Source organism: Pseudomonas sessilinigenes, from assembly GCF_003850565.1.
Taxonomy (GTDB): domain Bacteria; phylum Pseudomonadota; class Gammaproteobacteria; order Pseudomonadales; family Pseudomonadaceae; genus Aquipseudomonas; species Aquipseudomonas sessilinigenes.
On the sequence record NZ_CP027706.1, the window covers coordinates 3,102,641 to 3,126,799 of the forward strand.

Annotated in this window: 18 protein-coding genes and 1 pseudogene; 10 read left to right on the top strand and 9 right to left on the bottom strand. The window is 62.5% G+C overall.

Annotation, left to right across the window (positions count from 1 at the left end):
- Positions 1–3 precede the first annotated feature (3 nt).
- Entirely contained in the window at positions 4–639 is a 636-nt protein-coding gene (locus C4K39_RS14390; protein WP_124346749.1) for a 4Fe-4S single cluster domain-containing protein, read from the bottom strand.
- A gap of 2 nt (positions 640–641) precedes the next feature.
- Positions 642–2,515: pseudogene (locus C4K39_RS14395) on the bottom strand (AAA family ATPase).
- A 167-nt stretch (positions 2,516–2,682) separates the two neighbouring features.
- Here C4K39_RS14395 and C4K39_RS32240 point away from each other — a divergent pair.
- The 4 genes from C4K39_RS32240 to C4K39_RS14415 all read left to right on the top strand — a co-directional run bounded on the left by C4K39_RS32240 (position 2,683) and on the right by C4K39_RS14415 (position 8,072).
- Positions 2,683–2,817 carry a hypothetical protein gene (locus tag C4K39_RS32240; RefSeq protein WP_416220666.1) on the top strand — a complete coding sequence of 45 codons (135 nt, stop codon included), beginning with the start codon at positions 2,683–2,685 and terminating at the stop codon, positions 2,815–2,817.
- 491 nt (positions 2,818–3,308) lie between these two features.
- Positions 3,309–3,926, top strand: coding sequence for a response regulator transcription factor (locus C4K39_RS14405; RefSeq protein WP_068583463.1), 618 nt, complete (start codon positions 3,309–3,311; stop codon positions 3,924–3,926).
- A 199-nt stretch (positions 3,927–4,125) separates the two neighbouring features.
- Complete coding sequence (locus C4K39_RS14410) at positions 4,126–7,137, top strand: ATP-binding protein (protein WP_244935455.1); 3,012 nt, start codon at positions 4,126–4,128, stop codon at positions 7,135–7,137.
- Positions 7,138–7,256: 119 nt separating this feature from the next.
- Positions 7,257–8,072, top strand: a complete 816-nt coding sequence (locus tag C4K39_RS14415; RefSeq protein WP_124346753.1) for an EAL domain-containing protein — start codon at positions 7,257–7,259, stop codon at positions 8,070–8,072.
- Here the strand turns inward: C4K39_RS14415 and C4K39_RS14420 are convergent.
- The 5 genes from C4K39_RS14420 to C4K39_RS14440 form a co-directional block, all read right to left on the bottom strand.
- Entirely contained in the window at positions 8,051–9,043 is a 993-nt protein-coding gene (locus C4K39_RS14420) for a fimbrial protein (protein WP_124346754.1), read from the bottom strand. The genes C4K39_RS14415 and C4K39_RS14420 overlap by 22 nt on opposite strands.
- Before the next feature lies 1 nt (position 9,044).
- Positions 9,045–11,438, bottom strand: coding sequence for a fimbria/pilus outer membrane usher protein (locus C4K39_RS14425; protein WP_225926587.1), 2,394 nt, complete (start codon positions 11,436–11,438; stop codon positions 9,045–9,047).
- Between the two features lie 216 nt (positions 11,439–11,654).
- The gene (locus C4K39_RS14430; RefSeq protein ID WP_068583387.1) at positions 11,655–12,374 is read right to left on the bottom strand and encodes a fimbrial biogenesis chaperone; all 720 of its coding nucleotides are present in this window, start codon (positions 12,372–12,374) and stop codon (positions 11,655–11,657) included.
- A gap of 66 nt (positions 12,375–12,440) precedes the next feature.
- Positions 12,441–13,031: a fimbrial protein gene (locus C4K39_RS14435; protein WP_068583389.1), complete on the bottom strand. Its 591-nt coding sequence runs from the start codon at positions 13,029–13,031 to the stop codon at positions 12,441–12,443.
- A gap of 276 nt (positions 13,032–13,307) precedes the next feature.
- Entirely contained in the window at positions 13,308–14,222 is a 915-nt protein-coding gene (locus C4K39_RS14440; protein WP_124346755.1) for a LysR family transcriptional regulator, read from the bottom strand.
- Between the two features lie 257 nt (positions 14,223–14,479).
- On the opposite strand from C4K39_RS14440, the gene C4K39_RS14445 reads away from it, so the two are divergent.
- Both C4K39_RS14445 and pgm read left to right on the top strand, forming a co-directional pair.
- On the top strand, positions 14,480–15,502 hold the full coding sequence (locus tag C4K39_RS14445) for a zinc-dependent alcohol dehydrogenase family protein (protein ID WP_068583396.1): 1,023 nt from the start codon (positions 14,480–14,482) through the stop codon (positions 15,500–15,502).
- A gap of 222 nt (positions 15,503–15,724) precedes the next feature.
- Positions 15,725–17,371, top strand: coding sequence for a phosphoglucomutase (alpha-D-glucose-1,6-bisphosphate-dependent) (gene pgm / locus C4K39_RS14450; RefSeq protein ID WP_124346756.1), 1,647 nt, complete (start codon positions 15,725–15,727; stop codon positions 17,369–17,371).
- Between the two features lie 79 nt (positions 17,372–17,450).
- Here pgm and C4K39_RS14455 read toward each other — a convergent pair whose 3' ends face one another.
- A complete protein-coding gene (locus C4K39_RS14455) occupies positions 17,451–18,146 on the bottom strand; it encodes a pirin family protein (RefSeq protein WP_068583401.1) in 696 nt (231 codons plus the stop codon).
- Positions 18,147–18,420: 274 nt separating this feature from the next.
- Here C4K39_RS14455 and C4K39_RS14460 point away from each other — a divergent pair, with 274 nt between their 5' ends.
- The gene (locus C4K39_RS14460; protein ID WP_124346757.1) at positions 18,421–20,886 is read left to right on the top strand and encodes a UvrD-helicase domain-containing protein; all 2,466 of its coding nucleotides are present in this window, start codon (positions 18,421–18,423) and stop codon (positions 20,884–20,886) included.
- Between the two features lie 36 nt (positions 20,887–20,922).
- Here C4K39_RS14460 and C4K39_RS14465 read toward each other — a convergent pair whose 3' ends face one another.
- Positions 20,923–21,192, bottom strand: coding sequence for a DUF1652 domain-containing protein (locus C4K39_RS14465; protein ID WP_068583470.1), 270 nt, complete (start codon positions 21,190–21,192; stop codon positions 20,923–20,925).
- A gap of 274 nt (positions 21,193–21,466) precedes the next feature.
- Between C4K39_RS14465 and C4K39_RS14470 the strand changes: the two genes are divergently transcribed.
- Genes C4K39_RS14470 through C4K39_RS14480 form a run of 3 tightly spaced genes read left to right on the top strand, consistent with a single transcriptional unit; the run spans position 21,467 to position 24,136 of the window.
- Positions 21,467–22,282: a helix-turn-helix transcriptional regulator gene (locus tag C4K39_RS14470; RefSeq protein WP_124346758.1), complete on the top strand. Its 816-nt coding sequence runs from the start codon at positions 21,467–21,469 to the stop codon at positions 22,280–22,282.
- 50 nt (positions 22,283–22,332) lie between these two features.
- The gene (locus C4K39_RS14475) at positions 22,333–23,739 is read left to right on the top strand and encodes an NAD(P)/FAD-dependent oxidoreductase (RefSeq protein ID WP_124346759.1); all 1,407 of its coding nucleotides are present in this window, start codon (positions 22,333–22,335) and stop codon (positions 23,737–23,739) included.
- A gap of 55 nt (positions 23,740–23,794) precedes the next feature.
- The gene (locus tag C4K39_RS14480; RefSeq protein ID WP_022639895.1) at positions 23,795–24,136 is read left to right on the top strand and encodes a cupin domain-containing protein; all 342 of its coding nucleotides are present in this window, start codon (positions 23,795–23,797) and stop codon (positions 24,134–24,136) included.
- The last annotated feature ends 23 nt before the right edge of the window (positions 24,137–24,159 follow it).

Below are 24,159 nucleotides of genomic sequence, written 5' to 3' on the forward strand. Positions count from 1 at the left end.
CATTCAGTGGCGGTGCGCACTGGTCTGTATTTGGTGGCCTTGCTCCTGCAGCAGGTCGCGCAGGTGCAGCAGGTCGTCACGTCGGGGGATGCCGGCCATCCAGACGCTGCCGTTGGCGTCGAACATCAGGTCCAGGGCCTTGTCGGCGGCTTCCAGGGGACGCTCATAGGACGCCAGGCGCACATGGCCGAGGGGCGTGAGCAGGGTCAGGCGCTGGTTGTCGCTGCCGCGCAGCGCCAGGGATTGTTCGAGGCGCTCCTCGTAGGGGTCGCTGATCAGCCCGTCGATCAGGCCCTGGGCCTTGCGTAGCTGGGGTTGCAGGTGCTCCAGCGGATAGCCGCTGTAGACCAGGATGTCCACCGGACTTTGGCGGCGCAGCCCTTGGAGTAAAAGCAGCAGGGCCTCGAACTGATCGAAGGGCTCGCCGCCGGACAAGGTGATGCCGTCGGCTTCGCGCAGCCAGGGCGCCAGTTGCGTGAGCAACTGGTCGATGTCCAGGCGCCGCTGGCCAGGCCCCCAGGTATCGGCGGAAATGCACCCGGGGCAGCGGATGCTGCAGCCCTGGAACCAGATGCCCAGGCGCCGCCCGGGGCCCAGGGTGGTGACCGGGAAATGCACTCGCGACAGGCTCAACTGCATTTTCAGCGGCGTTCCATGAGCAGGCCGCCGGCGTCCAGCGCGGTGATCGAGAAACGCTCGCCTGGCTGCGCATCCTGATCGAACAGGGCCCGGGACAATGGATTGAGCAGGCGCGCCTCGAGCTGGTTGCGAATGCCCCGGCCGCCATTGGACAGGTCATGCAGGCACAGCGTGCGCAGGCCTTGGCGGGCCTGGGGGCTCAGTTCGACGAACAACGCCTGTTGCTGTTGCAGGTCCTTGAAGGTGGTGTCGACCATCTGCTCGAAGATCTGGATCGCCACATCCTCGCGGATGAAGTCGAAGACGATGATGTTCTCGCCGATGCGGTTGAGGATCTCCGGACGGTTCAGCACCAGCTTGAAGTAGCGGTCGATCTCGCTGTGGACCTTCTCCTGCATCTGTTCGAAGGGTTCGCCGGGTAGCACGTTGGCGACGCGCTCGCCATTATCGCCCTGGCGATAGATGCCCAGGTTGGAGGTGAACACGATCAGCGCCTCGGAAAAATACACCCGATCACCGCGCCCGGAGGTGAGCACGCCGTCGTCGAGGATCTGCAGGAATTTATCGAGGATGCGCGGGTGGGCCTTCTCGATTTCGTCGAACAGCACCACGCTGAAGGGTTTTTCGCGGATGGCGTTGGTCAGCTCGCCGCCCACGTCGTAGCCGACATAACCGGGCGGCGCGCCGATCAGGCGCTGGTCGGCGTGCTCGGCACTGAACTCCGACATGTCGAAGCGGATATAGGCGCTTTCATCGCCGAACAGCAAGCTGGTGATGGTCTTGGCCAGTTCGGTCTTGCCCACGCCCGTGGGTCCTGCGAGGAAGGCCACGCCTCGGGGCCGGTTGCCCTTGCGACTGGCGCCGACCCCGGTCATCGCCCGCTTGACGATGTCCAGCATGTGGGTCACCGCATGATCCTGGCCCTTGACCCGCTGGTGCACTCGTTCATCGGCCTGGCGGATCTGCTGGCGGTCGATGCGCAGCCAGGGATCTTCGGTGACCCCGATCTTGTAGCGGCGCACGGCATCGGCGATCTGCTCCATGGCCACGCCCTCGACCCGTGCCAGTTGGGCGATGGCGCTCAGATCGAGCAGCAGCAGGCCTTCGGTATTCTGCACGAAGGCATCCACCGCCTCGCAGGTGCTGTCCTCGCTGGCTTCCTGGCTGCCGGCCAGGCTCTTGAGCAGGGCCGGGGCCAGGGCGCGGCGGGTCAGCTGATCGGGCCGGGATACCGGAATGTGGCGTAGCCGCGGGTTGTCCACCAGCAGCCAGTCGGGCAGGTCGCCTTCCTTTTCCACCAGCCACAGCAAGGTATTGAAGAAGGGTTTGCGCAGCTCCGGCAGCGGCCGGCTGCGGGCCTGGTGGGAGTGCACCAGGGCCTGGGTGAACAGCTGGTGTTCGGCGGCGCTGAGAGAGTCATTGCGCACCACCAGGCGCGAAGCGAAGTCGATGACCAGGGCAATCGGCGGGCCGGCGCGATTCACCAGGCGCTGCACGGTGGCGGCCAAGAGATCGGGGCCTGCCGGAGCGGCGCCATCCACCGGGGTCAGGCCCAGCTCCTTGAGCAGGGTCTGGCCCGCCGCGGGATCGCTGTCCGGCTTGCCGATGGCGCGCATGCCGGTTACCGGGTCCCACGTCAGCACATGGGCGTAGCCGGCCGCGAGCAGGGTGTCGCAGAGGGTCTGGTTGAAGCTCAGGGCCGTGACCGTGCCGGGGGCCACCTCGCTGGCCTGCAAGTCGCGGATATTGCCGGATAGGACAAACTGGCTCTTGAGTGGCAGGAAGCGGACCAGGTCACGCATCCAACGTGGGCTTTCAAACGGTGTATTCCCTGACATGTTTCAGCTCGTAACCTTGGGCGGTGGTGGCAGGGTATTGCCCCATGCTCAGGTTTTCCAGCTTCGGGTTAGGAAATTTCCTATTCCTTTTGGCACGCCGACCGGTGGTTGGTGGCTCCAGGTTGCCGACTTGGCCACAGGCAGGATGCAGCTCGACCACGAGCGCCAGGTCCTCGGCCCGAACCGGTAGCGGGAGCACCTGCACATGCGCCATGGCGCGCTCATGCGTCCGCTGGAACAATTGCTGGCGCTGGACGGAATTAACGTCTGCCAGCAGAACGAGCAGGTCGAAAGCTTGGTACTTGGCAATGGTCTCCAGGAGGCTGTCATCCCGGTCTAAGTCAAAGCCATCGAAAAAGAGTGCATTGAAGCGCTCGCCTGCCTCCAGCCGCTCCAGGAGTGCTTGGGTGCTGCTTTGCACTGAAACGCTGAACACGCCCAGCCCGTTGAGCTTGCGCCAGAGCTCCAGCAGCCCGTTGAAACACCTGCCAAACACGGCGACTTTGCATTGACGATGCACAGCAAGATCCTCAAAACGTCCAAGCCTAAGCCCGTGCGCCATCGGCATGTGCAAGAAGCGCCTGGTTTCCAGTCGGGCGGATTCTCGAAGGCAAGCAAGAGTCATGGACCAAGAATATTCTTGTCGTATATCGAGAGGTGTCTTGAGGCTTTTTTCCCGGTTGCCGGACAGAATTATTCACACCGGCAGCAAGAAAAATCCGTCAGCTCAAGCCAATCGGCTACACCATATGGGTAAGCCTATTAGTGAGACGCTGCAGGATCGGCCTTGTCGCTCTCGGAACGTCTATGCCTGATGACTTTGGTGATTGCATGAGTAGGAAAGTCTTGATCGTTGATGATCATCCCCTGGTATGCCAGGCAATTCGCCAAGCACTAGTGACCATCGGCTTTGAGGCCGTAGGGGAGACCGCCGATGGCGTGGAGGCGTTGCGCATGATCGAGTCGCTGGCGCCTGATGTGGTCATCCTCGACATTGGCCTGGAGAAGCTTGACGGCCTGAGCGTGCTCAGGCGCATTACCCGCGAGAAGCTCGATACCCGTGTGTTGGTATTTACCGCGCAGGCCAAGGAGAACTACGCAACTCGTTGCCTGCAGGCCGGTGCGACTGGTTTCGTCGGCAAGAGCGAGCCCATAGGCAAGCTGATCAAGGCGGTCGAGACGGTCGCCGACGGCTATATCTTCTTTCCGAAAGACTTCATGCCGTTGCTCGGCAAGCACGAGTTGACCGGAGACCTGGAAGACCTCACTGATCGGGAGCTGCAAATCCTCAAGATGTTGGCGCAGGGACTTTCCAACGGCGATATCGCCAAGCGCTTGAGCCTCAGCAACAAGACCATCAGCGGCCATAAGGTGAATATCCAGACCAAACTCGGCGTTGTCTCGGTCATCGAGCTGGCCGATATCGCTCGTCGGCACAATCTGATCTGAGCCTGCAGACGTGAAGTCCCGTTGGCCTCTGGTTCGCTGTGGGTGTTTTCTACTCCTGTTGATGTGCCATCGGATTGGGATGGCTGGAGGCGCGGACTTGCAGCCTGTCGCGCGGCAGCCGCTCGATGAGCTGAAAATCAGCCTGTCCGCGCCCGAGCGGCAGTGGCTAGGGCAAAGAAAGTCACTGACAGTTGGCATCTTGCATGATCCATTGCCGCCGCTTCGCATCTTTGTCGAAGGCCCGCGCCTGGAGGGATTGCTGGCCGATTACGTGGTGGCCTTGCAACGCGAGCTGGGGGTGCCGATCCGGCTGCGCAGCTTCCTGACCCGCGACGCCATGTATGCCGCCTTGCGTGGTGGCGACCTCGATATGGTCAGCAATATCAATCCGTTGATGGCCGCAAGTCATGGCCTGGTCCTGAGCCCACCTTATGTCCTGACCGAACTGGCCCTGTTCTCCGAAGGTGGGGACCTGCATGAATACAGCATTGATGATGGCCAGACACGCATTGCAGTCGCCAACGGCATGATGCTGGAGCTGTTTCGCAGCGCCGGTGGGCGTGGCAGGTTCCAGCACTACCCCTCGGCGCTGCTGGCCATGGCCTCGGTATTGACCGGCGAGAACGAGGTGTTCCTCGGTGATGCACTCTCGACCCGCTACCTGTCCAGCCAACTGTTCAGCAACCAGTTGGTGGTCAACCAGAGTGTGAAGCTGCCAGAAGTGAAGGTCGGTTTTGGCCTGAAACCGGGTAACGCGATACTCGAAGGTATTCTCAAGCGCGCGCTGGGGGGAATGACCCGCTGCCAGAAGATCCGCGCGCAGCACCTTTGGGGCGATAACGAAGTCTGCAGTACCAGCGACTTTCGCAGCCGCCTCGACGCACAAGAACTGGACTGGCTCGACAGGGCTGGGACGGTGCGCCTGGCGGTCAGCGAAGACCTGGCGCCCTATGCATTCTTCAACAACCGTGGGCGCTTCAACGGCATCGCGTCGGACGTGCTGGACATCATCCGACGCAAGACTGGCCTGCATTTCAAAATCGATCGTGTCAGCTCGCTCAGCCAGGCCAACGAATTGCTCGACCATGGAGCGGCGAGCCTGAGCATCCTTCCGGAAACCTCTCCGGTCGAGCTGCCCTATCCTCATTCCGATCCGCTCGCCACCGCGCCATATCTCTTCATACAGCGCCAAGAGGCTCAGGAAACGCTCGATGCACAGACCCGGGCCACGGTCATCATCGCCAAGGGGTATGTCGAGCCACAGCAGTTCCGTGCCCAGTATCCTTACCTGGTCTTCAAGGAGACGCAGACCATGGGCGAAGCCTTCAAGCAGCTACGAGACGGCGGCGCCGATCTTGTTCTCGCTCCTGCCAATGTGGCGCGCTACTACTTGTCGTACAAATACGAAAGCAGCTTGAAGGTCGGAGGCATCTTCGACGGGCCCGGCGTGCGGATAGTGTTCGCTGCGCCGCATGACCAGGCCCAGCTGATCAGCATTCTCGACAAGGCGATGCTGGAAATCACCCCCAGGGAGTCTCTGCTGATCGTCGGTCGGTGGCGTGCCAACTCGGCCACCGATGACAAGTACTGGGAAGGCGTCGCATCGTTCATCTGGCGCTCCTTCGGACTGCTGGGAGTGATGCTGCTGGTGGCAGGCATGTTGATTGTCGCTCAGCGCCGGCGTATTCGGCGCAAGCGCCAGGACTTGCAGCAGCGTCAATTGTTGATGGATGAGTTGCAAGTGGCCAAGGAGTCGGCGGACCACGCGAGTCGTGCCAAGTCGGTATTCCTGGCAACCATGAGCCACGAGATCCGCACGCCGCTGAACGCGATCATCGGCATGCTGGAGCTGGTGCTGACACGTCGGGGCGAAACCGAGCTCGATCACCAGTCGATGCATATCGCCTACGAGTCGGCGGTCAGTCTCCTGGCCCTGATCGGCGACATCCTGGACATCTCACGCATCGAGTCGGGAAAGCTGGAGTTGGCGCCCGAACCGGCGAGGATGACGGTGTTGCTGGAGTCCGTGGGCAATGTATTTTCGGGGCTTGCCCGGCAGAAGCAGTTGCGTCTTACCCTGGACATCGATGCGCTGGCCTCGGCACAGGTCTGGGTGGACGCGGTGAAGGTCAAGCAGATCGTTTCCAACTTGCTCAGCAACGCGATCAAGTTCACCGAGCAGGGGGGCGTCGACCTGCGCTGCTCAGTAGAGGCGGCCGGCGACTCGGCGTTGAGTTTTCGAGTCAGCGTTACTGACACTGGGGCGGGTATTGCCGCTGCGCAGTTGGGGCAGGTGTTCCAACCGTTCTATGTCGTCGATGGGGCGGTTGGCGATCCTAATGCTGGCGCGGGCCTGGGCCTGGCGATCAGCCAGGCCCTTTGCCTGTTGATGGGAGGGACGCTGGAGGTAAAGAGCGAGGAGGGCACGGGCACTTGCATGAGCTTCGTCGTCGTGCTGGAACGGGTGATGGCCGATTGTGCAACGCTCCCCGAAGGGGAGGCGCCGAAAAGCCACATCAATGAGCCGCTGAGCGTGCTGGTCGTCGAGGACCACCTGCCCAGCCAGTACTTGCTGGTCCAGCAGGTCGGATACCTGGGGCATCGCGTTCTGGCTGCCAGCAATGGCCTGGAGGGGCTTGCAACGTGGAGCGAGCACGCCGTCGATATCGTCATCAGCGATTGCAACATGCCGCAAATGGGTGGCCTTGAGATGGCCCGGACCATTCGCCGCCTGGAGCAACAGCAGGGCGGCAAGCCTTGCCTGATTATCGGCCTCACCGCAGATGCCCAGCGCGAGGCACTGCAGCTCTGCCGCGATGCCGGTATGGACCATGCCTTGGCCAAACCCACCAATCTGGCCACGCTCAATCGCTTCATTCCCAAGCTCGGCCCCGATCAATCGTGGGCAAGCCAAGGGCTGTCATGGACCAACGATATCCGCGCCTCAATGGCCCGGCAGGTGGTGGCCAGCAACCAGGAGGAAAGTGCCGCATTGCGCAGGGCGTTGGAGGAGGGTGACTTGCCTGGGGCCGGGCGTATTGCCCACAAGCTGAAGGGCACTGCCTACCTGCTCAATCATCAGGCCTTGCTGGAGCAGTGCGTGGAAGTCGAGGAGCTGTGCTCAGGTGAACTCACCGAGGAGTTCGGTGAAACGGTGCAGATTTTGCTCGACACCCTGGAAGTGATCACAGGATCCCTGCAGGCGGTATGAACCAAGAAGCTTCCTGGTTTGCTTCAAGACTTTTCCTGGCTGTATCGCAGATGCATCTTTGAGGGTCCGAGCCACCGCACGCATAGGCTTTGCGGGTGATTCGAACCAGGGCTTCAGACATGTCCATTGCAGTATCCCCCCAGTTGCTGACCGTCGACGAGGTGCGCAGAGGGCTGCACCGCCGGGAGTTCCAGGCCTATGTGCAACCCAAGTTCAACTTGCGAAGCCATCAAGTGCCTTGCGTGGAAGTACTTGCCCGCTGGCACCATCCCCTGCGTGGCCTACTGGGCCCCGCGACCTTTCTCCCACTGATGGGGCACGGATGGTTGCTCGACGAGCTGCTCTGCAGCCTGCTGGACCAGGGCCTTGCCTGCCAGCTGGAGCTGCACCGGCAAGGATGCGAAATGGGCTTTGCCTTCAACCTCAGCTTGCATCAGTTGGTCGACGAAGGGCTGGTCGACCGCCTGGAGGCACGCTTGCAAGCGCATCCCTTGTCGTTGTCGGCGGTGACTCTGGAGATCACCGAGGATGCAGGGACCCACATCTTGCCCGTCGTGACTCAACGGATACTTCGCCTGAAGCGATTGGGGGTGCGCCTGTCGATGGATGATTTCGGTACAGGCCACTCCTCACTGTGGCGCCTGTGCCAGTTGCCGTTCGATGAGATCAAGCTGGCGGGGGAATTCACGCGTCAGCTCACCACACCGGGGCGCGCGCAGGCGATCGTGGGCCATGCGCGAACCCTGGCTGAGGAGCTGGGAATGGAGTTGATTGTCGAAGGTATCGAAACCCGGGCGCAGCGTTCGATCCTCATGGGGTTGGGGGTTCGTTTCGGGCAGGGCTATCTCTGCGCCAGGCCCATGTCACTGGGCGCGCTGGGAGGCTGGCTGGAGCAGCCGCCCAGTGCTGCCGGTCAATCGTATTCGATGATGTAGTTGAGCGTTGCGTTCGCCATGCCCGCTTTGACCTGCTGCCCGGCCTTTCTGGCATAGGCGGCGTTGACGGGCAGGCGATACAGTTCTCCGCCAGGTTGACTGTTGATCCAGCCCATGGATAGCGCGCTACCCCTGGAGAAGGGCAGCAGCGCGCCACTGCCGTTGCTCAACGAAATCTCCACCCCTGTTGCCCCTCCCGCGTCGAGGTTGAGGCGGCCAGGACCGCTGGAGTTCCCTTCGAAATAGACCCGCACCGGGATCTTCGTTCCTGCCGGCATGCCGGCGCAGAGTACGTCGAGGTTGAATGATTTGTGTTGCTTGCCGATATCGCCGATCGACACCCGCCCCATGGGAATGGTGAGTTTCTCAACGCCAGCACAGCCAGAGAAGTAGCTGCGGGTTTCAAGCTTGGTACTGCCTGCGACCAGTATCTGCGCTGCGTTCCAGCCGTTGATGTCCTGCTCGATACGAAAGTTCATCGTCGCGGTTCCCTGGCTGACATCGCGCGAGGTGCGGATGAATTCGAGCTGGATGGACTTGATCACGTTGATGTAGGTGCTGGCGCTATTACGGTAGTCCTGCTTCAGCGGCAAGCTACCGCTTGTATTGCCGGCCGCGCTCATGAAACGCACACCCACTCCCGGGATGCCGGTCTTGTAGACATCGGTGAAGCCGTCTGCCAGTTCGCCGTCGGCGATGTAGTGTTCACCGTGGTAGTTGGGGGTGGCAGGAAACGGGCACTTTATCTGCCAGATCTCGGTGTGGATGGTCGCCTTGGGCGCCGTGGCCATGACCGATCCGACGGGCGCGCTCTTGAGCTCAATGGCGCTTGGCGCAGTCATCGAAAAATACCTTTTTTGGCTGCCGCTGCCTCCGGTGTACCAGAAGCATCCATCCGAGTTGGCGGCCTGCGCCGTATTGAAGGCCAGCGCAGCGAAGGCTGCAGCGAGGGCCAGAACCTGTGGTTTCATTTCATGACTCCGTGAGCGGCTGAGCACTGCATGCCGCGTTCACCTGGTCATACACCAGGGACGCGTCGCGCTCAGGTAGGGTGTAGGGGATATGGCAACTGCCGCCGGCCCAGCGCGCCTGCAACTGGCCCTTGTCCGGGATGCCGAACACCAGCGCCCGCGACTGGTTGTCCACTACGGCCAGCAGCTTCTCGCCTTCGAACAGCTGTGCGCCGAAGGGCAGGTTGGCCCCGGTGGACTGCAGCAGGTTGAACTGCACGCGACGTCCGGAAGATGCCGCGAAGTGTGCCTTGACCACCGCTCCGCGGCGTGGCACGACTCGGGTCGAGGTCTCGTTGACGTCCACGTCCGTGCCCAGGGTCTGGGTATCGAGGCTCAGGTTGTTGTAGCGGTAGGGCTGCACATAGCCTTCGAGGGTGTAGCCGGCGCCATCGGTACGTCCGCTGGCACCTTCCAGCCGCGCCCCCTTGACCCCCGGGACCTCGATCAGCGCGAAGGTCTCGCCAACGGGCTGGCCGAAGGTCACGCCGCCGCTGTGGGCGACTAACGAGCCGGTCGCCGTCAGGTCCAGGTGGCGTGAAGTGCCGGATTTGGCATAGTTCCCGGCGACCTTGGCCGAAGGCGCTTCCCAACCCATGCCGACGCTGCCTGAGCGTTCCTGGTCGGATCTTCCTGCTTGGGCGGAGTAGGAAAGCGTGCCAGCGTCGTCCAGATAGCCTGAAACCCCCGTCTGCAGGCTGTCATCGCCCTTGCCTGCGTGGGTATAGCTGCTGTACAGGCGCTGCGAACGCGTGCTGGAGCCGAAGGGGATGCTCACCGACATCGCCAGTTGATTGTCCGAAGCCCGCGAAGTGCCGGCGTTCTGGGTATGCGATGCAGAAATACTGAAGCTCACTTCGCCGACGTTACCGCTGTAGCCCAGCTGGATGCGCCGGGTGTTGCCGGTACGGTCCCAGTAGTTGGTTTCGCCGGCACTGAGAAAAACCGAGCCATTGTTGCCGATTGACTGGTTGATGCTCAGATCCAGGCGGTTCTTGGGCCTGGCACTGACGAAGTCCTGGCGATTGGCCTCGGCCATCTCCTGGATGTGCTCGCTCAGTGTCCGGTAGCCGGAGGTGGAGTAGCGATACCCCACCATGGTGAAGGTGGTGTTGGTGCTGTCGAGCGTCTTGGAGTACAGGAAGCGCGCACTTTGTCCGGTCGCGGCCTTGCCGTGCCCCGGGCGCGAGTGGCTATTGGTGACGTCCAGCGACATGCCGCCGACCGTGGTGTTGAGGCCCAGGCCCAGGTTGACGGCGCTGTAGCCGTCGGCACCCAGCAGTCCGCCGTAGGTGGTCAGGTTGTCGGTGGCGCCATAGACCGCGGTGCCCTGTAGCAGGTTCGGTGCTTTTTGCCCATCGTTGTCGTACTTGCCCAGCGACAGGCTGTACTGGAAAGTGCCGCGCCGTACCATCACCGGCAGGTAGGAATAGGCCTGGCTGAACGAGCGTTTACGGCCGTCCGACTCGATGATGGTGACTTCAAGATCGCCATTGGAACCACCCGGGTAGATGTCGCGAATCTCGAAGGCGCCCGGCGAGACGGTGGTGGAATAGATGACGTAGCCGTTCTGGCGCACCTCCACCGTGGCGTGGGTCTCGGCGATGCCGCGAACGACCGGTGCATAGCCGGATTCGTTGTCCGGCAACATGCCGATGTCCGAGCCCAGCTGGAAACCGCGAAAGCGGCTGCTGTCGAAGATATCGCCGTTGGTATAGAGCTGACCCAGGGCAAACCGCCCCTTCAGCTCGGTGATGTCGTGCTCCAGGTAGGTCCGGTTGCTGGAGAAATGGCGCGACATGCCGGTGCTCTGGCTGATCGCTGCTTCGTTACGCAGGCGCCACTGGCCGATGTTGAAGCCATTGCGCAGGCCCAGGTAGCCGTAATCGCTGTTGAACCCGTCACTGGTGTTGCGGTTGTAGTTCAACTGGTAGTTACTGAAAAACGCAGTGATCCCGTTGTCCCATAGCGAAGGGTCGACATACCCGCGTGAGCGTCGCTTGAGGTAGGCCTGGGGCACGCTCACGTACAGCGCGAGCCTTGAGGCGTCCATTTCAATGGATGCACCTTCGATACGCAGCAGGACCACTGGGTCGGTGTCCGAGCTGTCTGGCGAGACGATGCCTTCATGCTTCAGGCGCTCGATATCCATGCCCATCTCGCGTAACAGGCCAAGACTCAGAACAGGTTGTGCGTTGGTGGAATCACCCTCGTCATCCAGGGTGAAGGTGATTTCCTCGCGTCGCTCCAGGCGCTGGTTCAGGTACAGGTCGACGCTGTAGCTGCCCGGGACCACGCCATTGCTCTGCTCGAAGTAGCGAAGGTCGACTTCGGCACCCTTGTTCTGCAGGAACATGGGGTTGAACTGCGCGGCGCTGGCGGGAGTGGTACCAAGAAAGCTGGCGGTGGCAAATAACGGGATACAGGCATTCGAGTATTTCCAGGCTCGTTTGTTGCCAGGCCTCTTTGGATAATCATTCATGTTCATTGACAGCACTTTCCTGTGCATGCGGACTCGAGCCGACCGCTCGGCGTCCGCGAGAATTGAGAAGGGAGGGGTGTGGAAAGCGCGTCAGAACTGGAGAGAAACGCTGTGTTTCTCTAGGGCGCCGTAGTCGTTGATGGATTCCCAGCGAACCTGCGCTACCCCACTGAAGTCGGAGGGAAGGCCCTTGATGATCATCTTGCGGGTGTCGTGCGGTCCGACCATGGCGGACTCGACCGCATACTCCTGGTGGTTGGCCAGAACCCGTACCTGAGCCAGTGAGACGTGAAAGGCTGTGTCGTTGATTGCCTGCAGAGCCGGTACGTTGCCCGCCTTGAGCGCAGCCCACTGCAGCTGCTTGGCCGATTCCTCGGCGTTGCCGGGCAGGCCCTGGGGCCGGTAGAACAGTTTAAGGCGCTGGCGGAACGCGACCTGCAGGCTGTTGTTGGCATCAGACACCTGCGGGATTTCCTGGATACTCAGCCAGACCACGGATTCGCGATCCTGCACAAGGCCTTTGCCTTGGTAGAAGATGCGCAGCGTCTGTTGCTTGCGGTGGCCAAGGCGCGCTAGCGAAGGTGTGACAGCAAATGGCACATCTGCTTGCTGATGTCCTGGCTCGGCCTCGATCCAAGCCTGGATCATGATGTCCTCGGCCCCCAGGTTGCTGACCTGGATGGAAGCTTCGCGGTCACTGGCTGGAAAGATGATTCGCGTGCCACCGACCTGGATGCCGGCCAGGCAGATCCCGGAGGACATGGAGAGCGTCAGCAGCATGCAGAGACGCAAAATCAATCCTGGTTTCATTACGGACTCGGAAAAAGCAAAAAAACGAAGAGGAGGGCGGGGGCGATACACCCCCGCCAGGGCGACTTATTCGTAAGTCAGCGTGAACGGCAGGGTGCCGTTGGCGGTGCCCGGCTTGAGCTCGCTGCCGTTGGCGACATAGGAGGCGCGCATGTTCAGTGCGGCAGAGTACTTGGCCTGTTCACCTTCGCCGGAAGCAGTCAACGCTGCGCTGTAGGCCTCGTTCGCCGAGAGGTTGATCAACTGGCTGTTTTCGTCGTACATGCCGATGCCCACTCCGCCGGCGCTGCCAGTGGTTTTGAGCAGGCTGTTGTTGTTCGGATCGATGCCGGAGCCGGACATCGGGTCGAAGCCGAACTTCACGGTGGTCAGGCCGGCTGCGGTGTTGCCGCAGTCCAGGTTAAGGTTGATCGAGGTCCCGGCCGCCAGTCCTGCCTCGGCGGAGCCGCCCAGGGCATCCATGCTGACTTTACCCAGGTTGACCTCGACGATCTGCTGGCCTTGCCCACCTCCGACAGAGGAACCGGCACCTGCCGAGGCGACGCAGGAGGCGGCGGTGATTTCGCCGGTGAAGTTGATGGTGCCATCGGCGGCCTGGGCGGAGTTGGCCAGAACACAGGCAGTCGAGGCGATCATCAGGAACTTGATTGCTTTCATGGGGAGAGTCTTTCCTTGCAGGTATATATCAGGCAGAAAGCGCCTTGAATCAGCGCAAGGAAATTCTAGGAAGGTGGGCCGTTAGGGTTAACAAGAAGCGTCTTGGAAGACGCCCGGCCGTTTCTTGAGTTGGCACTGGTGGGGTTGCCGGCGCCGAGGCCAGCTGCTCTTTGGGGATTGAACGCAGGAGCCCGGGCCTTGCTCATGGGTGGTCAGTTGAGTTGCGAGCGGCCGATACCGGCCCGCTGCGTCGTTCAACCCTGGCCGGTAGGGCTCTTACAGACTGTCGGGGTCGCCGAAGAACATTTGGATCCGCGAGCGCAGCCAGCGCTCCCCGGGGTCGTTGTCCTGGGAGCCGCGCCAGGTCATGTGCATTTCGAAGCTGCGCACCGGCAGGGGCGGGTCTTCGGCACGTACGCCGCCGGCGGCGGTGAGGGCGTCGGCGGTGTAGTCGGGGACGGTGGCGAGGATGTCGGTGCCGGCCAGCAGGGTGCTCAGGCCATTGAATTGCGGCACCGCCAGCACCACGTGGCGCTTGCGCCCGAGTTTCTCCAGCTCTTCATCGATGAAACCGCTGAGGTCGCCGGCGAACGACACCAGGGCGTGGGGGCGGGCGCAGAAGTCGTCCAGGCTCAGGGGGCCGGGCATGGTGTCGGCGCGCAGCAGCTTGGGCATGCTGCGGCGCAGGACCTTGCGCTTGGCATTGGCTGGCAGGTCGGTGGTGTAGCTGACGCCGATGGATATCTCCCCGGAAGCCAGCAGCGAGGGCATCAGCAGGTAGTTGGTCCGGCGTACTACCAGGACGATGCCCGGGGCCTCGGCGCGCAGGCGCTTGAGCAGCATCGGCAGCAGGGCGAACTCGACGTCGTCGGACAGGCCGATGCGAAACACCGCGGTGCTGGTGGCCGGGTCGAATTCGGCGGCGCGGCTCACGGCAGTGGAGATCGAGTCCAGCGCCGGAGACAACAGGGCGAAGATCTCCACGGCTCGGGCGGTAGGCTCCATGCTGCGGCCGGTGCGCACGAACAGCGGGTCGTCGAACAGATTGCGCAGGCGCGAGAGGGCCGCGCTGATGGCGGGCTGGCCAAGGAACAGCTTTTCGGCGGCGCGGGTCACACTGCGTTCGTGCATCAATGTTTCGAACACGATCAACAGGTTCAGGTCGACACGACGCAGGTCATTACGATTCATCTGGAGTCCTGGCAGAGTCAGCGAGCTTGACGGGAGCGGCCATATCGAAACAATGGCCGGCGTGAATCTTACGGGTAAAGGCTGCTACTCTGCACCGGCTAATTGCCTGGATCGCCCCATGGAGAGCGCCCGACCCCGATTTTCAAGGGCCTGGAATCGATGACAGGCATGTCGACTATTAATCAGCACTGATAGTCTTGCTTTCAAAGCCCGGATAAAGTCCGCGGCATTAGAGGTTTTTTTTGACGAGGTTTGCGATGTCCCGCGCGATTCGTTTTCACAAGTTTGGACCGGCCGAGGTGCTCAAGTGCGAAGAGCATGCGGCCTCGTTGCCTGCGCCAGGCGAAGTGCAGGTACGAGTCGAAGCCATCGGTATCAGCTGGTATGACGTGCTCTGGCGGCAGAACCTGGCTTCCTCCCATGCCCGGTTGCCTTCTGGCCTGGGCCATGAGATGGCCGGTGTGGTCACCGCCGTGGGCGAGGGCGTCGAGGACCTGGCAGTGGGCGACAAGGTCGCCAGCTTTCCTGCCGAAAGTCCCAATGACTACCCGGTGTATGGCGAGCAGATCGTCCTGCCACGCTCGGCCCTGACTCGTTATCCGGAGGTCCTGAGCCCGATCGAGGCGGCCGTGCACTACACGCCGCTGCTGATCGCCTACTTTGCCTATGCCGACCTGGCGCGGGTCAAGCCTGGGCAGTTCGCCCTGGTTACCGATGCCAGCCATTGCGCCGGCCCGTCCTTCGTCCAACTGGGCAAGGCCCTGGGCGTGCGGGTGATTGCCGTCACCAAGACCGCCGAGGAGCGCGAGTACCTGCTGTCCCTCGGTGCGGAGAAGGTGATCGTCACCGAAGAACAGGACTTGCTGATGCAGGTCAACAAGCTCACGGACAGTCGTGGCGTCGATGTGGTGTTCGATGGCCTCGGCGGGCCGCAGATGTCCATGCTCGGCGATGTCCTGGCGCCTCGCGGCAGCCTGGTGCTGTACGGCCTGCAAGGCGGCAACCAGACACCGTTCCCGGCTTGCGCGGCGTTCCAGAAGAACATTCAGTTCTTCGTGCACTGCATCGGCAACTTCACCGGTAAACCCGAACTGGGGATCACCCAGGACCAGGCGGCCTTGCAACGGGCGCTGCGTGATATCAACCAGTTGACTACCGACCGGGTGCTGGTGCCATTGAAGACCCGGGTCTTCCCGTTCAGCGAGTTTGTCCAGGCGCACCGCTATATGGACGAATGTCCATGCCGCGAGCGGGTCGCACTGCAGGTCGAACCGGCCTGATTCCCCGACGCCAGGCTTCGCTTTCGAAGCCTGGCGTTCTTGTTCCTGCCTTCCTGGCAAATGCTTGCCTGTTGCTCTTGCCCATACATTTTCCTGGCGTTGCGCACCCCCTGGGTTCGTGGCAAATGTTGCCGTGGCCGACGGATAGATTCCATCGCGCTGCGGTCAAACTGCCAGTAAACTGCGCGGCATTCTCGAACCACCCATCTTTTGAGGTTTTGCATGACTCTCAGTCCTTTTGCGGGCAAACCGGCACCAACCCAGTTGTTGGTGGATATCCCGCGACTGGTTACGGCTTACTACACCGGTCAGCCTGATGCATCGGTCCCTACCCAGCGCGTGGCGTTCGGCACCTCCGGGCATCGTGGCAGCTCGTTCGACCTGAGTTTCAACGAGTGGCATGTCCTGGCCATCAGCCAGGCCATCTGCCTGTACCGCGAAGCCCAGGGTATCGATGGTCCGCTGTTCCTGGGGATCGATACCCATGCTCTCTCGACCCCGGCCGGTGCCAGCGCCCTGGAGGTCCTGGCTGCCAATGGCGTGACCGTGATGATCGCCGAAGGCGACGAATACACCCCGACGCCCGCCGTCTCCCATGCCATCCTCTGCTACAACCGCGGCCGCACTTCGGGCCTGGCGGACGGTATCGTCATCACACCGTCGCACAATCCGCCGCAAAGCGGCGGCTTCAAGTACAACCCCACCAACGGCGGCCCGGCCGATACCCACATCACCAAGTGGATCGAGGCCAAGGCCAACGAACTGCTGGCGGCCCGGCTGGCCGGGGTCAAGCGCATCAGCTTTGAGCAGGCGCTGAAGGCCGACACCACTCATCGCCATGACTACGTCAATACCTATGTCGCCGACCTGATCAACGTCATCGACCTGGATGCCATCCGCAATGCCAAGCTGCGCCTGGGCGTGGACCCGCTGGGTGGAGCAGGGGTGCGCTACTGGTCGGCGATCGCCGAGCACTACAAGCTGGACCTGGATGTGGTGAACCGCGAGGTGGACGCGACGTTCCGCTTCATGTCGGTGGACTGGGACGGGCAGATCCGCATGGACCCATCCTCCAGCCACGCCATGCAGGGCCTGATCGGCTTGAAGGAGCGCTTCGACGTGGCCTTCGCCTGCGACCCGGACCATGACCGTCACGGCATCGTCACTCCGAGCGGTGGCCTGCTGGCGCCGAACAACTACCTGGCGGTATCCATCGACTACCTGTTCCAGAATCGTCCGCAATGGCGCGCTGATGCCGCGGTAGGCAAGACCGTGGTCAGCAGCGGCTTGATCGACCGTGTGGCGGCCCGCCTGGGCCGGCGCTTGTATGAAGTGCCGGTGGGCTTCAAGTGGTTTGCCGACGGCTTGTTCGATGGCTCCCTGGGCTTTGGCGGCGAAGAAAGCGCTGGGGCTTCGTTCCTGCGCAGGGATGGCGGTGTGTGGTGCACCGACAAGGACGGCCTGATCCCGGCATTGCTGGCGGCGGAAATGACCGCCCGTACGGGGCGCGATCCGAGCCAGGCCTATCGTGCATTGTGCGATGAGCTGGGCGAGCCGTTCTCGGTGCGGGTCGATGCCAAGGCCAACCCGCAGCAGAAGGCGTTGCTCAGCAAGCTGTCGCCACAGCAGGTGACCTCCACTGAGCTGGCGGGCGAGCCGATCCAGCAGATCCTCAGCCACGCTCCGGGCAACGACCAGGCCATTGGCGGCTTGAAGGTAATGACCGAGAACGGCTGGTTCGCCGCGCGGCCATCCGGTACCGAGGACATCTACAAGATCTACGCCGAAAGCTTCATCGGCGATGATCACCTCAAGCAATTGGTGCAGCAAGCCCAGGCCCTGGTGGATGGCGCCATCAGTGGCAACTGATCAGGCGATTGCCGGCAAATAAAAAGGGGCGACCATCTCGGTCGCCCCTTTTTTATTTGCCGCTGTGTCGCGCCTAGTCTCAGGCCAGGTCCACCAGGACGATCTCGCTGTCCTGTACTGCGGTTACCCGTAGCACCTGTTCATCCTGCACGGCGACGCCGTCTCGAGCTTCGGCGCGCAAGCCATTGATCTCGATGATCCCGGTGGCCGGCACCAGGTAGGCCCGGCGCCCGGCGTCCAGGCGATACTCGGCGCTTTCACCGGCCTTGAGGTTGGCTGCCACCAACCGCGCATCGGCACGGATACGCAGGCTCTCCACGTCGCCATCCTTGCCGCTGGCCAGGGTCACGAAGCCTTCACGTTGCCCCTTGGGAAACGGTTTGGCGCCCCAGGAAGGCGCAGAACCGGCCTGGTTGGGGATGATCCAGATCTGGAAGATCTTGGTTGGCGTGTCTTCCAGGTTGTACTCGCTGTGGGCGATGCCGGTGCCGGCACTCATCACCTGCACGTCGCCCGCCTCGGTACGCCCCTTGTTGCCCAGGTTGTCCTGATGGCTTATGGCGCCTTCGCGCACATAGGTGATGATCTCCATATCCCGGTGCGGATGCTGCGGGAAGCCGGTGCCGGGGGCGATCACATCGTCGTTCCAGACCCGCAGGTTGCCCCAGTGCATGCGTTCGGGATCGTAGTACTCGGCAAAGGAAAAGTGGTGATGGGCATCCAGCCAGCCGTGGTTGGCGCCGCCCAGGGAACTGAAGGGTCTGAGTTCAAGCATGATCGTCTCCTCGTCAGGGTTCGTCATGGCACGTTGCGTCTGGCCAAAAACGATAACCGTTGGTTGATGGCGAGCATCATCTATCAGTCATTGATCGATAAAAAGCGCAAAAAATACCGTAATCCAATCGATAAATTAGATATTTTTTAGACTGACAAAGAGGGTGCCGAATCTCCGGTTCATCGTTTAAGTTGATGACTTGCAAGCAATTGACTGGATGCTGCGAGAAAATCCGGCGACCATAACCGCTCAAGCCTCACACCCTGGAGTCCGCGTGTCGCAACACACCCCCGATCTACCTCCCGAACTCATGCCACTGGCGCAGATGCCGTTGCTCAAGCGCCTGGCAGCGCGTTTCTTCGGTCATGGCCTGAGTCGCCTGCGGGCCCAGCATCGGGCGTCCTGGCTGCATGGCCAGGCGGATGGCTTTCGCAGTGGCCATACGGCAGGGGTGGAGTACGGTTACCGGGAAGGACGCTTGGAGGGCTTGGAGGAAGGCCGGCAGGTCTTGCTGATTCGCGACAGTCGCAATACCGAGCACAGGCCCCCGGGCGTGGACGACCGCCTGTTCGACGATTGGCGCCTGCCCCTGGGGGCCGAGCTGAAGAAGCGCTTCAAGGCCGATGTCGCGCGCTTGCTGGCGCCCGAGGCCCAGCCCAGCGCCGCGCAATGGAAAATGATCTTCAGCGATACTCCAGCCACCGCGGTGATCGCCGGGGCCGGGGCCGGCAAGTCGACCTCGCTGGTGCTGCGCCTGCTGTTGCTCCATCACTACCTGGGGTTCGAGCTGGACTCCATGACCGTGGTGACCTTCACCCGGGAGTCGCGCAAGGATTTCATCGCCAAGCTGATACAGGTGTTCGCCCTGTGGGGCCGGCAACTGGATGCCCGGCAGGCCCGGGACCTGGTGCGCACCTTCCATTCACGGATCCTGCCCATGGTCCGCAGCCTGCCGGGGTTCGAACGGCTGCAGGCCTTCGAGAACCTCAACGAGCGGCAGCCGGGCCTCGACGCCGAGGTGGACAGCAACCCCTTCGACCTGCGTATCAACGATGCCCAGCGCAAGCACCTCAACGCCTGCTATCAGGGGCTGTATAACAGCGACGAGCGCTTTCGCCTGGCCTTGAAACCGCTGTTGCGCCATGCCCTGCAGCTCAAGGAGCTGGAGCGTGATCACCCGGATGTGCAAAAGCGCATGGCCGTCACCGAGCTGGCGGCCAAGCGCGACGAGGAACTGTGCGACGCAGTGGAGGACTTGTGGTTCAGGGCCGGGGCCTGGCCGATCAAGGGCATCGAACCCAAGCGTCAACGCTTCGAGATCAACGGCGCATCGTTCCACTGCCATGGTTACTGCGCCGAACTCGATGCCTGGGTGGTGCTGGGCTTCGACCCGCGGGAAAACCCGCAGATCACCCGGCCCGGGGCCAAGCTGAGTGTCCGTGCGGAGTGGGCGGTAAAGCGCACCCTGTTTCAAGCTTTCTGTCGTAAGTCATTGATTTGGCTTGATAGTTATGAAGACTCAAAACGCGCCCTCGGCGCTTTTTCGGCCCAGGCCAGTGCCGGCCCTGGCTTCGATTACCGGGTCAAGGGCGAGCTGGCTTCGGCACCGCTGCTGGATTGTTTCGTCGCCGCTGCCGGGTTCATCGAGAACCTGGGGCTGGATGTGGGCGACGCCGTGGGCCGCATGAGTTTTGCCCAGGATGACCCGGACCGGTACTTCTTCGAGGCCCTGAGCCTGTTCTGGCGCGCCCTGGAAGACCATCTGCTGGACCAGTCGCCACCGATCATGACCTACAACCGCATGTTCGCCCTGTTCAGCGAGCGTTCGCCGGAGAACTTCAAACTGCTGGCCGACGCCTGCCTGAGGCCGATGTCGCACCTGATGATCGACGAGTTCCAGGATGTCTCACCGCAGATCGTCTCCTGGATCAAGGCCAGCCTCGGCGAGATCCGCCGTCGTGGCGCGACGCTGCATGTCGGGCGTGGTGCGCAGCATTCCTCGTTGTTGTGCGTGGGGGACGACTGGCAGTCGATCTATGGCTGGCGGGGTAGCTCGCCGCGCTACTTCATCGAGTTCAACAAGGAGTTTCCATCCCCGGGCGTCACCCGGGTGATGCTCAGCGAGAACTACCGCAGCCACCAGTACGTCATTGATGCGGCGGAGCACATCGTCCGCTCGGCCCCGACGATTGCCGGTAAGAAAGCCAAGGCCAGCGGCGAGGCCCGCGAGCCATGGCCGGTGCAAGTGCTGGATCGGGACGACGAGGGCTTGGCCCAGCGTTTGACGGAGCACTATCGACAGGGTGATTCAATCTTGATGTTGTTTCGAAAAACAAGTGATAAGTTGTTGATTGAAAACGAAATTTCACAAATAGTTAATGTTGACTCTAGCTTGCCACCAACGGCCAGGCGGCTCAAGCAGTTGACCTTTCACAGCGCCAAGGGCTTGCAGGCCGACGTGGTATTCCTGCTGGGCGATTGCCAGCACCTGAGTAGCTCCCCTTACAAGAACCAGGTGTATCGCATGGCCGGGCTGGGCAAGGACGGCGATGCCACGCCCTACGACAGCGCCCAGAAAGACGAGATCCTGCGCCTGGCCTATGTGGGCATCACTCGGGCGGTCAAGCACTGCTACTGGTATGTCGAGCGCCAGGACTCCAGTGCGGGCAATGCTCCGAGGGCGTCGGACCGGGTGCCGAAGGACAAGCCGTATTTCCAGGACCTGCGGCAACGGCCATGAAAAAGCCCGCCGGTTGGGCGGGCCTGGGTGAAGGGGTCAGGCCTTGAGGACCAGGGAGGGCGAGAAGGCCTCCAGCTCATCCTCCACCGCCTCGATTATTCGTTCGACATCCGCGGCGCTCATTACCGTTGCGCAGGGAATGCCGGCGATGGCGATCATGGTTTCGCCGCTGGCGCGGTCGAAGAGCCGGGCGATCATGCTGCCAGGCGCATCCATGCTGGCTTCGAAACCCATGGGATGAAAATGCCAGCGCATCAGCTGGCAGGCGTTGGGGAAGGTGACTTTGCTGGCCCAGGCTGTGTTCATCGATGGCCCACCTTGATTCATTGAGCGCTTCCTTGTGCTCGCGGTAGGAACGAGGGCTCGTCGCTGAGCCGCTCGGTTGAGGTTCTAAAAATAGCACCGGGTCATGGCCGCTTGCAGTTTTTTTGGCCACCGTCCGGCGGTTCGTTCATGAAAGTTTGATGCCAGCCCTGCAGGCATTGGATGACCGAGCGCGCGGCTTGTCCCGGTTATCAGGGTGGTGATTGCCGCCTGTCGGCAAGTTCGGCAAGCTGCACTTTTTCTTTTCGGGAAATCTATGGCTGGCGCTGACGACGGGCCCCTGCAAACCGAAATCACCGGCGACACGGTGATGCGCTACCACCTGTGCTGGAAGCTGCGCGATCTGGAAGGGGTGATGGCGCTGTATCACCCGCAGATCCAATACAACGATTTCTTCCAGAATCGCACGCTGGCCCTGGCTGACCTGCGCGAATACGTGCAGGCCAGCATGCCGCGGGCCCCGGATGAGACCCTGGAGCATTGCGATCGCATCCGCCTGGATGGCGACACGGCCTTCATCCAGTACCAGGTGACCCTGAGGGGTAGCCGGGGGCTGGTGTCGTTCCGGGCCAGCGAAGCGATCACCGTGCGTGACGGCCTGATCTGGCGGGTCAACGAATATGCGGCCCTGGTGCGCGAAGGGGCTTCGGCCCAGGCTACCGGCGGCCCGCGTCCGGCAACCAGCCGCCTGGGGTTGTCGCCGCGCCAGCTGGGGCGCATGGCCGACGACCTGGAGCAGTATTTCCAGCACCAGCAACCCTATCTGGACCCGGAGCTGGACCTGCAACGGGTGGCCGGCGAATCCGGCTACAGCCGCAACCAGATTTCCTACCTGCTCAACCAGGTGCTGGGCCAAAGCTTCTACCGCTATGTGAACCAGGCGCGCCTGCAACATGTGCTGGCGGCCCTGGAACAGGCCGTGCCGCCGGTGCGGGTCGATGAGCTGGCCTTCGCCGCGGGCTTCAATTCACTGTCGGCGTTCTACAACTGTTTTCGCCAGCACACCGGCCAGACCCCCAAGGCCTATGCCCGGAAAATTTCCTTGCGTGCACGGGCACAAGACAGCGCCTGAGGCCGGGCAATAGGATCGGCCATCGAAAGTTCGGTTGGCGGAGTGTTGGTATGCCTGCGTGGCGCAATATCAGTTTGTGGATGGACCAGCTCGACGAGCCGCTAACCCCCCGGCCAGCCCTGGAACGGGACCTGGACCTGGACGTGGCGATCATCGGCGCCGGCTACACCGGCCTGTGGACCGCCTATTACCTCAAGCGCCTGGATCCTGGGTTGAAGATCGCCGTGTTCGAGGCACAGATCGCCGGTTTCGGTGCCTCCGGGCGCAATGGCGGCTGGCTGATGGGCAACTTGCTGGGCGAGGACCGCCTGCTGGCGCCGCTGCCGCCCGAACAGCGCCGGGCCTCCTATGAACTGCTGCATGGCATACCCGATGAGGTGGCCAACGTCATCGAACGTGAAGGCATCGACTGCGACTACCGCAAGGGCGGCGTGTTGTATTGCGCGGCCCGTTATCCGGAGCAGCACGCCAGCCTGCGCCAGTACCTGGCGCATCTGCATGACCAGGGCCTTGGCGAGGCCGACTACCGTTGGCTGACCCCCGAGCAACTGGCTGGGCAACTGCGCGTGGCCAATGCCTATGGGGCGATCCAGGCTGCCCATTGCGCCACCATCCAGCCGGCCAAGCTGGTGCGCGGCCTGGCCCGGGCGGTGGAGCGCCTGGGGGTGGCGCTCTACGAGAACAGCCCGGTGACCCATTGGCAGTCCGGCAGCCTGCAGACTCCACGGGCGGCGGTGCGCAGCCGCTGGATAGTGCCGGCGGTGGAGGGCTATTCGGTGACCCTGGCCCCCCTGGGGCGCTACCAACTGCCGGTGCAGAGCCTGCTGGTGGCCACCGAGCCGCTGCCCCAGTCCACCTGGGACGAGATCGGCCTGAGCCAGGGCCAGGCCTTCAGCGAGGGCAGTCGCCAGGTCACCTACGGCCAGCGCACCCTGGACGACCGCCTGGTGTTCGGCGCCCGGGGTGGCTATCAGTTCGCTGGCAAGCTGCGCCACGACTTCAACCTGAGCCAGGACGAAGTGCAACTGCGCCGCTACCTGTTCGGCGAGCTGTTTCCACAACTCAAGAACGTGCGCATCACCCATGCCTGGGGCGGCAACCTGGGCATGTCGCGCCAGTTCCATCCGCACATGCTCTGCGACCGCCGCAAGGGCATCGCCCTGGCTGGCGGCTACGGTGGCGAGGGCGTAGGGGCCAGCAACCTGGGCGGCCGGACCCTGGCCGAGCTGATTCTGCAGCGCGACAGCCCGTTGGTACGCCAGCCCTGGGTCCTGCCCGAAGGCGGCCTGGACCGACTGCGGGCCTGGGAGCCCGAGCCCTGCCGCTGGCTGGGCTACAACGCGATCATTCAAAGCTTCGTTCACGAAGACCAGACCCTGGCCAATCCGGCCACGGCTCCCTGGCGGCGCAGGATGGCCAGCCGGATCGCCGGGTTCATGGAAGGCTTCATGCACTGACCCGGCTTCACCTGCCGGGCGCTGTGCGCTCGGCGCTTCCGCCTGAGGTAGCACCATGAGCATCACGCAATTGAAGAACACCGCCACGGCCATCCTCGAGCAATCGGCTCCGGTCGCCGTGCCCCTGGGCGAGCCGTTGGCCGTGACCTCGGTCACCGCCGTGGAGCGCAGCGACGGGGTCGAGACCGGCATCTGGGAGTGCACGCCAGGACGCTGGCGGCGACAGATCGTCGCCCAGGAGTTCTGCCACTTCATCCAGGGCCGCTGCACCTTCACCCCCGACAACGGCGCAACCGTGCACATCCAGGCCGGCGATGCCTTGATGTTGCCGGCCAACAGCACCGGGACCTGGGACATCCTCGAGACCGTGCGCAAGACCTACGTCCTGATCTTTTGATCGCCAATTGCCTGCCAATAACA

What these genes read in the sequence shown, in the direction of transcription:
- C4K39_RS14425 (WP_225926587.1), bottom strand. Translation starts at nt 11,438, where the DNA reads ATGTTCCTGCAGAACAAGGGTGCCGAAGTCGACCTTCGCTACTTCGAG.
- C4K39_RS14470 (WP_124346758.1), top strand. Translation starts at nt 21,467, where the DNA reads ATGGCTGGCGCTGACGACGGGCCCCTGCAAACCGAAATCACCGGCGAC.
- C4K39_RS14440 (WP_124346755.1), bottom strand. Translation starts at nt 14,222, where the DNA reads ATGAATCGTAATGACCTGCGTCGTGTCGACCTGAACCTGTTGATCGTG.
- C4K39_RS32240 (WP_416220666.1), top strand. Translation starts at nt 2,683, where the DNA reads ATGCGCCATGGCGCGCTCATGCGTCCGCTGGAACAATTGCTGGCGCTG.
- C4K39_RS14420 (WP_124346754.1), bottom strand. Translation starts at nt 9,043, where the DNA reads ATGAAACCACAGGTTCTGGCCCTCGCTGCAGCCTTCGCTGCGCTGGCC.
- pgm (WP_124346756.1), top strand. Translation starts at nt 15,725, where the DNA reads ATGACTCTCAGTCCTTTTGCGGGCAAACCGGCACCAACCCAGTTGTTG.
- C4K39_RS14435 (WP_068583389.1), bottom strand. Translation starts at nt 13,031, where the DNA reads ATGAAAGCAATCAAGTTCCTGATGATCGCCTCGACTGCCTGTGTTCTG.
- C4K39_RS14415 (WP_124346753.1), top strand. Translation starts at nt 7,257, where the DNA reads ATGTCCATTGCAGTATCCCCCCAGTTGCTGACCGTCGACGAGGTGCGC.
- C4K39_RS14390 (WP_124346749.1), bottom strand. Translation starts at nt 639, where the DNA reads ATGCAGTTGAGCCTGTCGCGAGTGCATTTCCCGGTCACCACCCTGGGC.
- C4K39_RS14455 (WP_068583401.1), bottom strand. Translation starts at nt 18,146, where the DNA reads ATGCTTGAACTCAGACCCTTCAGTTCCCTGGGCGGCGCCAACCACGGC.
- C4K39_RS14480 (WP_022639895.1), top strand. Translation starts at nt 23,795, where the DNA reads ATGAGCATCACGCAATTGAAGAACACCGCCACGGCCATCCTCGAGCAA.
- C4K39_RS14475 (WP_124346759.1), top strand. Translation starts at nt 22,333, where the DNA reads ATGCCTGCGTGGCGCAATATCAGTTTGTGGATGGACCAGCTCGACGAG.
- C4K39_RS14465 (WP_068583470.1), bottom strand. Translation starts at nt 21,192, where the DNA reads ATGAACACAGCCTGGGCCAGCAAAGTCACCTTCCCCAACGCCTGCCAG.
- C4K39_RS14405 (WP_068583463.1), top strand. Translation starts at nt 3,309, where the DNA reads ATGAGTAGGAAAGTCTTGATCGTTGATGATCATCCCCTGGTATGCCAG.
- C4K39_RS14445 (WP_068583396.1), top strand. Translation starts at nt 14,480, where the DNA reads ATGTCCCGCGCGATTCGTTTTCACAAGTTTGGACCGGCCGAGGTGCTC.
- C4K39_RS14430 (WP_068583387.1), bottom strand. Translation starts at nt 12,374, where the DNA reads ATGAAACCAGGATTGATTTTGCGTCTCTGCATGCTGCTGACGCTCTCC.